The organism is Pseudoalteromonas sp. 0802 (genome assembly GCF_013350085.1).
Classification (GTDB): Bacteria; Pseudomonadota; Gammaproteobacteria; order Enterobacterales; family Alteromonadaceae; genus Pseudoalteromonas.
The window spans coordinates 618,196-633,207 of sequence record NZ_JABVXE010000001.1; the positions used below are offsets into that span (position 1 = coordinate 618,196).

The window sequence follows — 15,012 nt, forward strand, 5'->3', positions numbered from 1 at the left end:
TGGTAAAATGATGAAAAATCTAATCGATGGTACGTTTATGCATACTTATAAAGCCGCAGAGAATGCGCTAAAAGACAAAGTAATTTTAATAACAGGTGCTGGTGACGGCATTGGTCGTGTTGCCGCATTAACTTATGCTAAGCATGGTGCCACTGTTATTTTACTTGGAAAAACAACCAATAAACTTGAATGTGTTTACGATGAAATTGTAAACGCAGGCTATCCGCAACCGGCTATTGTGCCAATGGATCTAAAGGGTGCCACAAAACAAAACTACCGTGACTTAGCTGCAACCATCGAAATGCAGTTCGGTAAGTTAGATGGTTTACTCAATAACGCAGGTATTTTAGGTTCATTAGGTCCACTTGAGCATTTCTGTGTTTCTACCTTTGAAAACATCATGAAAGTGAATGTAACTGCACAAGCTTTGATCACTAAATTCATGTTTCCGCTGCTTCGCAAATCTGATAGCGCATCTGTTATTTTTACTTCGTCAGGTGTTGGTCGCCAAGGCCGTGAACACTGGGGGGCGTATGCAATCTCAAAATTTGCTGTTGAAGGTATGATGCAAACTTGGGCTTGTGAAGTGGGTAAAACCAATATTCGCGTAAACTGTATCAACCCAGGCGCTACTCGCACATCGATGCGTGCATCAGCATACCCAGGTGAGGATAGAGATAAGTTAGCAACACCAGAAGATTTAATGCCAACTTATTTATACTTGATGAGCGACGACTCTAAAGAGGTGAACGGCCAGTCTTTAGATGCTCAACAGAAGTAAAGTAGATAACTAATATCCAGACACAAAAAAGCAGCTTTCGCTGCTTTTTTAGTTTTCGATTAAATAAAACGTTTGATAATAAAATCAACTTTTACACGTTTAGCCTGCCCCAATAGCTTTTTAACCGGTGCAGGATAATCATCCATCGTCTCTAAATCCTGTGGACCTGTCAAACGACGACAGTGCTGCAAAATAGCTTGTTTTTCATTTTCTATTTGCTCAAGAATATGCTGCTTAGGGTCGTCAATTAAAATACCGTTTTCAATATCTAAGCCCCATGCGCGTGGATTTAAATTATGTCCACTCAATAAATGTAACCGCTTATCTGAGCAAATCCCTTTTAAGTGAAAAGAATTACTTTCATGCTTCCAAAGGTAAACATTCAAATTACCATTACTGATGTGGCGTTTTTGTGACTTTAAAAATTTATACAAAATGGTTTCATATAAATAAGGTAATGCACCAATTTTACTAAACGGCTCACTTGGCGGCAGGTAAAAATCGTTTGCGGTTTTATCCCCTACCACAATAGTTACCTGCTTGCCTTGCTTCAATAAACGGCGTAATGAACGCATTAATGGGGCAGGAAAGTTAAAGTAAGGGGTATAAAGAACGAGTTCTTGCTCTGTGGTATCGAATAACGACTTAATTAAACGATTCAGCTTATTACTTCTGCGTCCTAAACCTAAAAATAAACGCACACCCAGCTCACTGGCACTGGCTTCTGCAGCACTTTCGTAACTTGCCGATTTAAGTTCACGCATCAATTGTTTTTGCGCGACTTTAATATCATTAAATTTTACCAGTGGACGCACATCAATACGTGGCACTGCAGCTGAGCTTAAAAGATGTGTTTCTATAAATTCGATGACCGAATTACACAAACCAGCTTGGCGAACTAAAAAATAGCGATCTAAACGATAACGTTCGTCTTGCTGCAGATATACATTATTTAAACTTGCGCCGCTATATAATAAAGTGTCATCAATAACAAAGCCTTTTAAATGCAGTACCCCGAAAAGCTCTTTGGCTTTTACAGGAACACCATGAACTTTGACATTTGATTGGTACTGCTCTTGAAAATCACAATACATGCTGGCATTGCCATCGGACTTGGCCGCACCAATTAAACCACGTTGAGCTCGGTGAAAATCAACGAGTACTTTTACTTCTAAATCAGGGTTAGCAAGTGATGCCTGATGTAGCGCCGTTAATATTTCTCGCCCAGCTTCATCGTCTTGCAAATATAAAGCAGTAATATAAATTCTTTTTTTCGCTGCACCAATTAAACGCAATAGTTCAGTGCGATACTCTTTTGCATTGGTTAAGACCTGTACGTCTTCTGTAGTCAGCCCAAAAGCGGGCTTTTCCTGCCAAAATACCATAATTGCCTGTTCGTTTAGTTAGCTCATACCAAGAGCTAATATCAAAATTAGCTAAAACATACCAAAAAAATATTGCTTGGTCATGAATTACCGTACTTTGATCACAGAACAATTTGTAATTAGCCTGTTTTATGAGCAAAAAGAGGTATTTAAATTATAATAAGTAAGGATTATTTGACAGCTTAGCGATTTGACTAAAAAAATAATCAGGGCTTTTGTTTACATCCGCCTTGTTTTTCTTAGAATCGGGCGCATAGACATCGTATTGAAACGTTTTTAGGAAAAACCATGAGTGACGCAAAACACTGTAAACTATTAATCTTAGGTTCTGGCCCTGCGGGCTATACGGCAGCGGTATACGCAGCACGCGCCAACCTTAACCCTGTTCTTATCACTGGTATTCAGCAAGGTGGTCAGTTAACGACAACCACTGAAGTTGAAAACTGGCCAGGCGATGCACACGGTTTAACAGGCCCAGCATTAATGGACCGTATGAAAGAGCATGCTGAACGTTTCGAAACTGAAATTGTTTTTGATCACATTAATAAGGTTGATGTTTCAAAGCGCCCTTTCACTTTAACTGGTGACTCTGGCACATATACGTGTGATGCATTAATTATCGCAACAGGCGCGTCGGCTAAATATTTAGGTTTAGAATCAGAGACTAACTTCCAAGGTCGTGGTGTTTCTGCTTGTGCAACCTGTGACGGTTTCTTCTACCGTGGTCAAAAAGTAGCGGTTGTAGGCGGTGGTAACACTGCTGTTGAAGAGGCACTTTACTTATCAAATATCGCTGATGAAGTTCACGTTATCCACCGTCGTGACAGCTTCCGTAGTGAGAAAATCTTGGCTGATCGTTTAAAAGAAAAAGCTGAAAACGGTAACGTTGTTTTACATTATAACCGTACATTAGATGAAGTACTTGGCGATGAAATGGGCGTAACTGGCATCCGTATTAAAGCAACTGATTCTGAAGAAACAGAAAACTTAGATCTTGCCGGTGTATTCATTGCAATTGGCCACAAGCCAAACACTGACATGTTTGAAGGTCAGCTAGAAATGAAAGACGGCTATTTAGTCGTTCAGTCTGGTTTAAACGGTAACGCAACACAAACAAGCGTACCAGGTGTATTTGCGGCAGGTGATGTGTCTGATCACATTTATCGCCAAGCAATCACATCAGCAGGTACTGGCTGTATGGCTGCACTTGATGCAGAACGCTTCTTAGATAACCTATAAAATAGTTGATCTAAAGCACTAAATACTAGGGGCTGTTGTAAAACAGCCCCTTTTTTATAGCTAAATTTTTGTTAAAATCAGAGCAAATAACAACGATACGCTGATATGATCAAGCAACTATACCAACTCTCGCCCGAGACTGTTGATTTTCCAGACCCAGAACTCTCCCTTGATGAGCCCGATGGCCTGTTAGCAATTGGCGGGGATTTATCAGTTGAGCGCATTAAAAATGCCTATAACACCGGTATTTTCCCTTGGTTTAGTGACTATGAGCCTATTATGTGGTGGTCACCTAGCATGCGTGGTGTTATTGAGCTTAATGAATTTCATGTTAGTCGCAGTTTAAAAAAGCATTTAAAGCGTTTTCCTGTGCGTGTCACTATTAATCACGCATTTGCCCACGTTATCAATGCTTGTCGTGAGCAACGTATCGATGCAGAAGGTACTTGGATCACTGAGCAAATGATGCATGCCTACATTGAAGCGCACCATCAGGGTTTGGCTCATAGCCTTGAAATATGGCACGAAAATGAACTTGTGGCTGGCCTTTATGGCATTATGCAAAATGGTATATTTTGTGGTGAATCAATGTTTCATGAAGTCAGTAATGGCTCAAAGCTAGCGATGTGGGCATTAGTTAATTGGCTTAAAAAACATCAAGCTTATTTTATTGATTGCCAACTAGAAAACCCTTATTTAATCACTTTAGGTGCAAAAGTTATCCCACGCAAAGAATTTTTAACTAGACTTAAATTAGCGCACAGTTATGTGCCTAAAAAAGATATGTGGCAACCACAAGAGTTGATTAATATTTATGACTGAGCACTTACCCGCTAGGCTTGGTTTAAGCCAGCAATTTGATTGCAGTTATTTACCAGACCGTCAGGAACAACTACTTGTTATACTTGATCCAAGTTGTTATTGCCCTGATAAATTTGAACAATTATTAGCATTGGGTTTTAGACGCAGTGGCGACCAAATCTATCGTCCACATTGTCCTATATGTAATGCCTGTAATTCAGTGCGCGTTTTGGCCCAACAATTTACCCCTTCAAAATCACAAAAGCGCAAATTAAATAAAGCAAATAAGATTTTCACAGTCAGTTATAGTGAATACGAACGCGCAGAATACTACCCGTTATATTGCAAATACATCACACAAAGGCATCAAGATGGTTCAATGTTTCCGCCTGACCAAAGTCAGTACGAGAGCTTTTTGTTTTGCCAGTGGCTACCCGTTACGTTTATTGAGTTAAAGGATGGCGATAAGTTAGTTGCTGTCGCGGTAACCGATTGCATGACCAATGCCCTATCAGCTATTTATACTTTTTTTGACCCCGATTATGAGCAATACAGCATTGGTAGCATTATGATCATGGAACAAATCAAATTTGCAAAACAACAAGCAAAACAATTCGTCTATTTAGGTTATCAAATCGACGAATGCACTAAAATGAAATATAAAACCCAATTTTTGCCTGCACAAAAGCACATTGGCGACGAGTGGTTGGCGATTTAATTTACAAAATTGAGCCCTGTAGCTTTACTTATTGCTGTATTTTCGGCAAAATCTGCAGCGTTTAACTATTAAAGAGGTGTTACGCTAAACATGGCGAAAGAAGACGTAATCGAAATGCAAGGTACGGTCCTTGATACTTTACCAAATACAATGTTCCGAGTTGAGCTAGAAAATGGTCACGTTGTTGTGGCTCATATCTCTGGTAAAATGCGCAAAAACTACATCCGCATCTTAACTGGCGACAAAGTAACCGTAGAAATGACTCCTTACGATTTATCGAAAGGTCGCATCGTATTCCGTGCTCGCTAAGTTAGTGCGTTAACGAGAGATTTAGCTTTTTGCTGCTTTGAATGAGCAGGTGTGTTTATTACAAAGAGCTAAAAGCGTTTGTTAAATGGTGTTAAAACTAACTTAGTTTTAATTCCATTTAATAAACAAAAAGCCCAGCAATTGCTGGGCTTTTTGTTTTCAGCTAGAAACAACGTAATAAATTAAGCTGTTTCTAGGCTAGTCTCAAAGTCAAAGTGGATTTTCTTGTCTTTAACCGATACCTTAACTGAACCACCATCGGCCAGTTCACCAAACAAGATTGCATTTGCCAGTGGCTTTTTAAGCTCATCTTGGATAACACGCGCCATCGGGCGAGCCCCCATCGCTTTATCGTAACCTTTATCTGCCAACCACTCTCTTGCTTTGGATGTAAGTTCAAGGTTAACCGACTTCTTATCGAGTTGTGCTTGTAACTCAACAATAAACTTATCAACCACTTGCAAGATAATCTCTTTCTCAAGGTGATTAAACCAAATGATATTATCTAAGCGGTTTCTAAACTCAGGTGAAAACACTTTATTGATTTCACTCATCGCATCATGAGAATGGTCTTGTTCGGTAAAACCGATTGACTTACGTACAGTCTCTTGAACACCCGCATTTGTCGTCATCACTAATACCACATTTCTGAAATCGGCTTTACGACCGTTGTTGTCAGTAAGCGTACCGTGATCCATTACTTGCAATAGGATGTTGTAAATATCTGAATGTGCTTTTTCAATTTCGTCTAGTAGCACAACAGCATGCGGGTTTTTAATTACCGCTTCAGTTAATAAACCACCTTGCTCAAAACCGACATAGCCAGGAGGAGCACCAATTAGACGACTGACCGCATGACGTTCAACATATTCAGACATATCAAAGCGAATAAACTCAACACCCATACACTTAGCAAGTTGCTTAGTGACTTCTGTTTTACCAACCCCTGTTGGGCCTGCAAATAAGAACGAACCCACTGGTTTATCTTCGTTAGCAAGGCCTGAGCGCGATAAACGAATTGCTGAGGTCAATGCATCGATTGATTGGTCTTGACCAAACACCAGCATTTTCAAGTTACGGTCAAGGTTTTTAAGCGTCTCTTTATCGCTCGATGAAACGCTTTGCTGAGGAATACGCGCCATCTTAGATACAATTAGCTCGATATCAGCCACGCCGATTGTTTTCTTACGCTTAGAAACGGGCTGTAAACGCTGATTAGCACCTGCTTCATCAATAACATCAATAGCCTTGTCTGGTAAGTGACGTTCATTAATATATTTAGCACTAAGTTCTGCAGCTGCTTTCAATGCTTTTTGTGTATAACGAATACCATGGTGCTCTTCGTAACGCTCTTTTAAACCGTTAAGAATTTTCGTGGTATCAGCCACACTTGGCTCAAGCACATCAATTTTCTGGAAACGACGCACTAACGCACGGTCTTTTTCAAAAATATTCTTGAACTCATTGTAAGTAGTAGAGCCCATGCAACGTAACTTACCGCTTGAAAGTAGCGGTTTAATTAAGTTCGATGCATCCATTACACCACCCGATGCTGCACCGGCACCAATGATGGTATGAATTTCATCAATGAATAAAATTGAACCTGGTTTAGCTTGTAACTCTTTAAGTAGAGATTTGAAACGTTTTTCAAAATCACCACGGTATTTAGTACCGGCTAATAATGCGCCCATGTCGAGTGAATAAACCACTGCATCGGCAATCACTTCAGGTACTTCTTTGTTTACAATTCGATAAGCAAGGCCTTCAGCAATGGCTGTTTTACCCACCCCTGCTTCACCAACCAATAGTGGGTTATTTTTCTTACGACGACATAGCACTTGTACAGTGCGTTCAACTTCGTTATCGCGACCCACTAATGGATCAATATTGCCATCAATTGCTTGTTGATTCAGATTAGTCGTAAAGTTTTCAAGCTTAGTCGGCTCTTCGCCTTGCACTTCTTGTACTTCTTCATGAATGTCATCGTGGTCTTCTCCGCCAATATCATCATCTGTTTTAGAGATGCCATGCGAAATGAAGTTAACAATATCTAAACGATTTACATCTGATTTTTTAAGTAAATATACTGCTTGGCTTTCTTGCTCAGAAAAAATTGCCACTAGCACATTAACGCCAGTTACTTCGTTTTTGCCTGATGATTGCACGTGAAATACAGCGCGCTGCAATACACGCTGAAAACCTAGCGTCGGCTGAGTTTCTCTGTCTTCTTCAAGATCAGGAATAACCGGTGTTGTTTCGTCAATAAAATCTGATAATTCGACTTTTAATGCGCCCATATCAACGCCGCAGGCGTTTAGCGCTTCTCCAGCAGAAGGGTTATCGAGCAGTGCAAGTAAAAGATGCTCGACGGTCATAAATTCATGACGGCGTGTTCTCGCTTCGCGAAACGCCGCATTTAAGGTTAGTTCTAAGTCTTTGTTTAGCATTGGCAACCCCTTACTGAGATAATATTTATATACCGTTGTGACGGGCTAATTGTTTCACCCTACCTTGGTATTTATTCCTGCTCACAACTACATAGCAGTGGATGCTCGTTGTCTCGTGCGTAACGATTAACTTGTTCAGCTTTGGTATGAGCTACATCGGCGCTGTAAACACCGCATATCGCTTTACCATTATGATGAACTTGAAGCATCACATCTGTTGCTCTATCGCTATCCATATTAAAAAACGTCATTAGTACTTCTATCACAAAGTCCATAGGCGTGTAATCATCATTATTTAAAATGACTTTATATTTTCGCGGTGGTTGCAATTTTTGCTTTTCACTATCGCGAACCGTTTCAATAACACCAGAATCTTTCATGCCACTCATAATTAAATATAGTCTTGTCTTTAGAACTCAAGCAAACTTGAATAAAAAAATAAATAAATTGTTAAAAAATAGTCTAAAACACTTGACTGACTGGCTAAATAAACTACAGTCAAATATAGATTGATTAATCATTAGTCAGTCTAGCAAATTACACGGTTTAGAATAACTAAATTAGTCAACTTATAGAAGGATGTAGAAGTATGGCTTGTGGAAAAGTCAAATGGTTCAACAATGCCAAAGGTTTTGGCTTCATCGTAGAAGACGGCAGCGAGACTGATATATTCGCTCATTACTCAACGATTGTAATGGACGGTTATAAAACACTTAAAGCTGGTCAAGATGTAACATTCGAATTGCAACAAGGTCCAAAAGGGTTACACGCAACGAATATTGCGCCTAACGATGAAATCTCTTAGGTAAAACCTATTCGAGTATCAAGCGAGCGACCTTGTTAAGTTCCTCGCTTACTCTTCCACTAAAATTTATCCTCACACTTACCTTGAAATTCCATTTCTTTACCCCAATTGTTTAATTGTTATTAGCCCTTTAGAGCCAAGCTTGTTACACTCTTGTTGCTTAAATTTAGCTTTTTCGTCATTTTGACGTAAGGCTTTTGGCTAATTTCATAATTTGCTTATTTGAGCTATAAGAATTTTACAGTCTGTCAGCTGTGGTTATTTTAATACTATGTATTGAGTTGCAACAGCTAACAGACTGCTTGCTGTTGTTTTATCTAGGCACTTAAGCTTGGTAATTCAAGGCTATCTATTGCATTGTTGAATATGGCTAATTAAGGGTTACTGTTAGCAGTCATTACCAAACATTACGCCAACTATCTAGGAATGATGATGACATCAAAAATTATCTATACTAAAACAGATGAAGCGCCAGCTCTTGCGACGTATTCATTGTTACCAATCATCCAAGCATATACTAATGCTGCTGGTGTTGAAGTTGAAACTCGCGATATTTCATTAGCGGGCCGTGTAATTGCAAACTTCCCTGAGTACTTAACTGAAGATCAACGTATTGATGATGCACTTGCAGAATTAGGTGAAATGGCGAAAACACCTGAAGCTAACATTATCAAACTACCTAATATCAGTGCTTCTATCCCTCAGCTACGTGCAGTAATCAAAGAGTTACAAGAAAAAGGTTATGCATTACCTGACTACCCTTCAGAGCCAAAAACTGATGAAGAAAAGAAAGTTAAAGCAACTTACGACAAAATCAAAGGTTCTGCTGTAAACCCAGTTCTTCGTGAAGGTAACTCAGACCGTCGTGCTCCAAGCTCAGTAAAAGAATACGCTCGCAACAATCCACACTCAATGGGTGCATGGAGCAAAGATTCTCTGTCTTACGTTGCTAGCATGGAAGAAGGTGATTTCTTCGGTTCTGAGCAATCAGTCACTGTTGCACAAGCAACTGACGTACGTATCGAGCATGTTGCACAAAATGGTGACATTACTGTTCTTAAAGCAAGCACACCATTACTAGCGGGTGAAGTAATTGACGCTTCTCGCATGAGCGCTGCTAAGCTTCAAGCTTTCCTTGCAAAAGAAATTCAAGCAGCAAAAGACAAAGGCGTGTTGTTCTCATTACACATGAAAGCAACAATGATGAAAGTGTCTGACCCAATTATCTTCGGTCACGCTGTAAAAGTGTTCTTCAAAGATGTATTCACAAAACACGCTGATCTTTTCAAAGAACTAGATGTTGACGTAAACAACGGCTTTGGTGATGTTTTCTCAAAAATCGAAAGCCTAGATGCAGCTAAGAAAGCTGAAATCGAAGCTGATATCCAAGCGGTATACGACAACAACCCTGCTATTGCAATGGTTGATTCTGACCGTGGTATCACTAACCTTCACGTACCAAGTGATGTGATCATCGATGCATCAATGCCTGCTGCAATCCGTTCTAGCGGTCAAATGTGGAATAGCGAAGGTAAATTACAAGACACTAGCTTTGTAATTCCAGATCGTTGTTACTCAGGTGTTTACCAAGCAACTATCGATTTCTGTAAAGAAAATGGTGCATTCGATCCAACAACTATGGGTAGCGTACCTAACGTTGGTCTTATGGCTCAAAAAGCTGAAGAGTACGGTTCACACGACAAAACGTTTGAAGTAGCTGCTGCTGGTACAATCCGTGTAGTTGACACAGCTGGTACAACTTTACTTGAGCATGCTGTTGAGCAAGGTGATATCTGGCGTATGTGTCAGGTGAAAGACGCACCAATTCAAGATTGGGTTAAACTTGCTGTTAACCGCGCTCGCGCAACTAACACGCCTGCAGTTTTCTGGTTAGACGAAAACCGTGCACACGATGCTGAGCTAATCAAAAAAGTAAACGCGTATTTACCACAACATGATACTGATGGTCTTGAGATCCACATCTTAGCACCAATTGAAGCGACTAAGTTCTCATTAGAGCGCATCAAAGAAGGTAAAGACACTATTTCAGTAACTGGTAACGTATTACGTGACTACCTAACTGACTTATTCCCAATTCTTGAGCTTGGTACAAGTGCTAAAATGCTTTCAATCGTACCACTTATGAATGGTGGTGGCTTATTCGAAACAGGTGCAGGTGGTTCAGCGCCTAAGCACGTTCAACAGTTCGAAAAAGAAAACCACTTACGTTGGGATTCACTAGGTGAGTTTTTAGCGCTAGCGGCTTCTTTAGAGCATTTAGCAGTTAATACTGGTAATAAGAAAGCACAAGTTCTTGCTGATACGCTTGATAAAGCGACTGGTACTTTCCTGGCTGAAAACAAATCACCTTCACGTAAAGTGAAAGAGATTGATAACCGTGGTTCGCACTTCTTCCTTTCTTTATTCTGGGCACAAGAACTTGCTGCACAAAATGATGATGCGGAATTAAAAGCACAGTTCACACAAATCGCTGCTGATCTTGAGTCTCAAAAAGACCAAATCGTTACTGAATTAAACGATGCACAAGGTCCAGCAATGAGTGTTGGCGGTTACTTCCAACCAAATGATGAGTTAGCATTCAAAGCAATGCGTCCAAGCTCAACATTTAATGACATCCTAGCTAAACTGGTTTAATTCATTTAAACCTAATCAATTAGCTATAAGAGAGTTACCTCAGTGTGTGTTTACCACCAAAGAGGTAACTCTTTTTATTTTAGCGACTTAAAATCAATTTTTAATACCAATTCGCTTAATTAAGTGATCTATTTTGAGGCAATAAAACCTCGTTGATAGCAAGGCAAAAATTTCGTTATTTAGTTGTTCTTAATTAGAAATTTTTAACGCAGATAGCGACAGGTTTAATCCCTCAAAATGACTAAGTATTATTGCGGATTGGTATTAGACCACTTTAATAAAGCCGTTTTAAAACATTGGTAGTCAATCGGCTTGGCAACAAAATCATTCATTCCTGCGGCAAAACATCGTTGCTTATCAGCTTCAAGTACATTGGCTGTTAAGGCAATAATAGGGATAGCTCTATACTCTGGCATTTCTCTTATACGTATTGTTGCTTGCGGGCCATCAAGTACAGGCATCTGCATATCCATAAATATAATATCAAAACTATTTTGCAGATTATTTTCCCCACTATGTTCCTTACATAGCGCAATAGCTTGCTCGCCATCCCCTGCTATTTTTATTGAGCTTATACCAAACTCATTTAACATAGCTTCGATAACAACCTGATTAATGTCATTATCTTCTACTACAAGCACATGTAATGATGAAAAGTCTGCTTGTTCCTCTTCGCTTTCTTGCCTAGTTTCGGCTTCAAACTTAGATTGCTCAATAACCTGTGTTGTTTTTAGGTCAAAATAAAAGTGAGACCCCTGCCCAACTTCACTCTCAACTTGTAAAGGGGCATCCATCAAATTTAGTAACTTACTTGAGATAGCAAGGCCAAGTCCTGTACCACCGAAGCGGCGTGTAATTGAGGTATCCGCTTGAGAAAACGCTTCAAATAGCTTACCGAGATTTTCGTTTGCTATACCTATTCCTGTATCAATCACACTAAAATTGATGCTCAGATCATCGCCGTCTAGCTCATTAATTCTTACGTTTAGCGTAACATTGCCTTTCTCGGTGAATTTAATTGCATTCCCTATAAGGTTTATCAACACTTGTTTTAGGCGGGCTTCATCAGCAAAGAAAACACAATGTTGATACTCTTCAGCAACAGAAATATTCAACTTAATATGCTTACTTTGGGCTTGCTCTTTAAATAAATGCTGTAACTCATCTAGTAGCGAATTTAAATGTATAGGCACTGACTCTAGCTCAATTTTGGACGCTTCGATCTTACTTATATCTAAAATGTCGTTGATGATTACCAATAAACCCGACCCTGAAGATTGTATAATATTAAGCATCTTCATTTGTTCATGAGACAAACTGGTACGACTCAACTGCCTCGCCATTCCTAAAATTCCATTCATAGGAGTTCTAATTTCATGGCTCATATTTGCCAAAAATTCTGATTTCACTTTAGTTGTATGCTCGGCTGTTTTCTTCGCCTGAGTTAAATCTTGACTGAGCACCCGAAATCTATCTGCAGCCTTGGCTAGAACACCTATTTCGTCTTTACGTGTTAAATCATTAATAGGCGCCGATAAGTTGCCACCCAAAAAGTGTTGAAAACTGACCGTTAAACGTTTTATTGCGTGGGTTATTTGTAGATGGAAAAATGCTGCTAAGGCCATAATATAAATAAGTACGCCAATAGCAAGCACTCGAAGAGTCTGATCTGTCTTAATTACAGTATCTTGCGCTTTTCTTTTAATCATCTGCAAACGAGCTAAAGATTCTTCACGTAATTTATCTGCAAGAGTACTAAATTCTATTGCATCGCCAGCCATGACTACATTTACTAAACTTAAATAGTTTCGATTGGCTTGTACTGCCCTAGAAAATGCCTGTTGGTATGTTTTTGCGAGCTGACTGCTTTTCGTAAATTTAGAATTTGATTGCCCACTGATAGATAACACTCTTAATGCTCGGTTAACTGCTGCTCTTTTAGAGTAATCTTTTTTAGCAAGAAACAATGAGGCGTCGCGATGTAGTCCATGCCAGACATTAAGTTGCTCTGTGATAACAAGCTTCTCTTCGCTTGAAGCCGCATTTAATTTGAGGCTATCTAAAAGATTAATAGCCTCTAAATATATTCCCGGAAGTTTATCGTCAGCGAGCTGTGTTTTGATTTCATAGCGCTTTGCAAGTACTTCTAAATTGTCGCCATATCTACTTATAAGTTGCGCCATCGAATTGAGGTAAACTTGGCTTTGAAGCTCATCGCTTGTTAAATCAACGCTTTCTAACCGTGTTTTTATGCTTTCGAAATTCTCTATGATTTTGCTAAATACGGTTTTGCTTCCAGAAAACCCGTAAACCGAAATATCTCGCTGCATTTCAACTATATCTTTATTGATGCGAAGAATAGCAACTGCATAGTTACTAATACGGCTTATATCGTTAAAAGAGGCCTCAATGCTATGTAATCGCTTGTTCAGAACGAAATAACTCGCCCCCATTGCAAACAGAACTAGCGTCAATGCTAATAAAACCTTAGCGGCTAATGACCTAGAAAAAATGGTTATCAAAGCGGCCCCTTATGAGTTCAATAATTCATACCATTTATCTAAACTATAATCATAATTCGGCATAACCGTATTCCACACAGCTATGTTCGAAAAGCGTTTGATATAGCTACCTCCATCACGTACTTGACCCGCTTGCACAGATATTTTGCCGTCTGTTCCACGTAAATCGATGGATGCTTCTTGGCCTTCATACCAATATTGCCACTCTGGTTTTGACATGAGAGGCTGACTCCGCTCAGGATTAGAAATGTAATACCCTTGTCTAGCGATAAATGCGCCTGGATAGCCAGAAAGCCACCAATTCATGTATTCATAAGCAGCATCTTTAACATGACCTTGTGCATTAGCAGATAAGCACATTACTCCATGCCAAGCGCGATAACCTTCTTTGGGTGAAGCATAAACAACCGGGATACCTTGCCCTTTGCAGGCACTGACACCGGGCGAAAACATACTTTGAATAGTGACGCGTTTCATTTTCATAAAGTCGACCGACTGCGGCACCGAAGTCCAAAAGCCAGCAAAGTGACCTTGCCTTTTCTTTTGCAGCAAAATTGCAAACAACTGATCAATTTCGCCAATACTCATATTGCCCATATCTTTAAAGGTCATCAGTCCCTGCGCCTCGGCAGATAAGGCTGCATCAAAAATACCGATTGTTGGCGCATTAACAAGGGCGACTTTGCCTTTATTCTTTTCATCGAGTAGCCAAGACCAAGACTCGGTTTGGTAAGGAATCCCCTTTTCTATGAACTGAGTGTTGTAACCAAACGAGTCGACATTATGCACGTAGGGCAAGAAACTAATCGCATTAGTTGGTTTAGTTGCAAGCGTGCCATCTGGCTGTACATACAGAATTTTGTTCGGAGAATCGCCAGCACCTAACTTAGCATCAGGTACAATTTTACCTGTTTTGGAAAGTGGATTGATTTCATGCCAATAGATTAACCGCTCTGTTTCGATAGGTTGAATAGCCCCTGCTTGCCAAAGAATATTAATTGAATCTGACCATTGCTCATATAAGTCAAAACTGCTTGGATCTGCCGCAGCTTTTTGCAGCACTGCAGCACTGCCCATTGGGGTAAATTCAATATTAATACCCAGCTCAAGCATGGCTTTTTGTCTGAGCTCTTCTTGCAAAGTAACATGTGTGCCCATTACCCTAATTGTGGGAGTATTCTTAGCGAATACATAGGGAGCCTTGAAGGCAAGTGTTGAAGCCACAGCACCAACACCTAATGTTTTTAAAAAGTCTCGGCGGTTATCTGAGTAGCCCATTTAGTATTTCCAACATATTAAACCCGTTAAAAGTATAGGTTAAATTTGAAAATTGCCTAAAATAACTACTCA

12 protein-coding genes are annotated in these 15,012 nt (G+C 39.7%); 7 read left to right on the forward strand and 5 right to left on the reverse strand.

The features are described from left to right. The first annotated feature begins 37 nt into the window (after positions 1-37). Entirely contained in the window at positions 38-781 is a 744-nt protein-coding gene (locus HUS61_RS02870; protein WP_175082272.1) for a YciK family oxidoreductase, read from the forward strand. 59 nt (positions 782-840) lie between these two features. Here HUS61_RS02870 and pssA read toward each other — a convergent pair whose 3' ends face one another. Next, positions 841-2,166, reverse strand: a complete 1,326-nt coding sequence (gene pssA / locus HUS61_RS02875) for a CDP-diacylglycerol--serine O-phosphatidyltransferase (RefSeq protein WP_175082222.1) — start codon at positions 2,164-2,166, stop codon at positions 841-843. Positions 2,167-2,454: 288 nt separating this feature from the next. Between pssA and trxB the strand changes: the two genes are divergently transcribed. From trxB to infA, 4 genes are all read left to right on the forward strand, one after another. Then, complete coding sequence (gene trxB / locus HUS61_RS02880; RefSeq protein ID WP_054551466.1) at positions 2,455-3,405, forward strand: thioredoxin-disulfide reductase; 951 nt, start codon at positions 2,455-2,457, stop codon at positions 3,403-3,405. Between the two features lie 105 nt (positions 3,406-3,510). Continuing rightward, on the forward strand, positions 3,511-4,227 hold the full coding sequence (gene aat, locus HUS61_RS02885) for a leucyl/phenylalanyl-tRNA--protein transferase (RefSeq protein ID WP_175082221.1): 717 nt from the start codon (positions 3,511-3,513) through the stop codon (positions 4,225-4,227). Continuing rightward, a complete protein-coding gene (locus HUS61_RS02890; protein WP_175082220.1) occupies positions 4,220-4,924 on the forward strand; it encodes an arginyltransferase in 705 nt (234 codons plus the stop codon). Before aat ends, HUS61_RS02890 begins: the two co-directional genes overlap by 8 nt. A gap of 90 nt (positions 4,925-5,014) precedes the next feature. After that, complete coding sequence (infA, locus tag HUS61_RS02895; RefSeq protein ID WP_002962494.1) at positions 5,015-5,233, forward strand: translation initiation factor IF-1; 219 nt, start codon at positions 5,015-5,017, stop codon at positions 5,231-5,233. A 182-nt stretch (positions 5,234-5,415) separates the two neighbouring features. Here infA and clpA read toward each other — a convergent pair whose 3' ends face one another. After that, positions 5,416-7,680: an ATP-dependent Clp protease ATP-binding subunit ClpA gene (gene clpA / locus HUS61_RS02900; RefSeq protein ID WP_054561665.1), complete on the reverse strand. Its 2,265-nt coding sequence runs from the start codon at positions 7,678-7,680 to the stop codon at positions 5,416-5,418. Between the two features lie 71 nt (positions 7,681-7,751). Next, positions 7,752-8,060 (reverse strand): ATP-dependent Clp protease adapter ClpS, encoded by a 309-nt coding sequence (clpS, locus tag HUS61_RS02905; protein ID WP_161804337.1) that lies wholly within the window; start codon positions 8,058-8,060, stop codon positions 7,752-7,754. Between the two features lie 209 nt (positions 8,061-8,269). On the opposite strand from clpS, the gene cspD reads away from it, so the two are divergent. Both cspD and HUS61_RS02915 read left to right on the forward strand, forming a co-directional pair. Then, entirely contained in the window at positions 8,270-8,485 is a 216-nt protein-coding gene (cspD, locus tag HUS61_RS02910) for a cold shock domain-containing protein CspD (protein ID WP_036968098.1), read from the forward strand. A gap of 432 nt (positions 8,486-8,917) precedes the next feature. Next, on the forward strand, positions 8,918-11,140 hold the full coding sequence (locus HUS61_RS02915; RefSeq protein ID WP_175082219.1) for an NADP-dependent isocitrate dehydrogenase: 2,223 nt from the start codon (positions 8,918-8,920) through the stop codon (positions 11,138-11,140). Between the two features lie 248 nt (positions 11,141-11,388). Here HUS61_RS02915 and HUS61_RS02920 read toward each other — a convergent pair whose 3' ends face one another. Both HUS61_RS02920 and HUS61_RS02925 read right to left on the reverse strand, forming a co-directional pair. Further along, complete coding sequence (locus tag HUS61_RS02920; protein ID WP_175082218.1) at positions 11,389-13,662, reverse strand: ATP-binding protein; 2,274 nt, start codon at positions 13,660-13,662, stop codon at positions 11,389-11,391. Between the two features lie 9 nt (positions 13,663-13,671). Beyond that, positions 13,672-14,940, reverse strand: coding sequence for a PotD/PotF family extracellular solute-binding protein (locus tag HUS61_RS02925; protein WP_175082217.1), 1,269 nt, complete (start codon positions 14,938-14,940; stop codon positions 13,672-13,674). Positions 14,941-15,012: the final 72 nt, after the last annotated feature.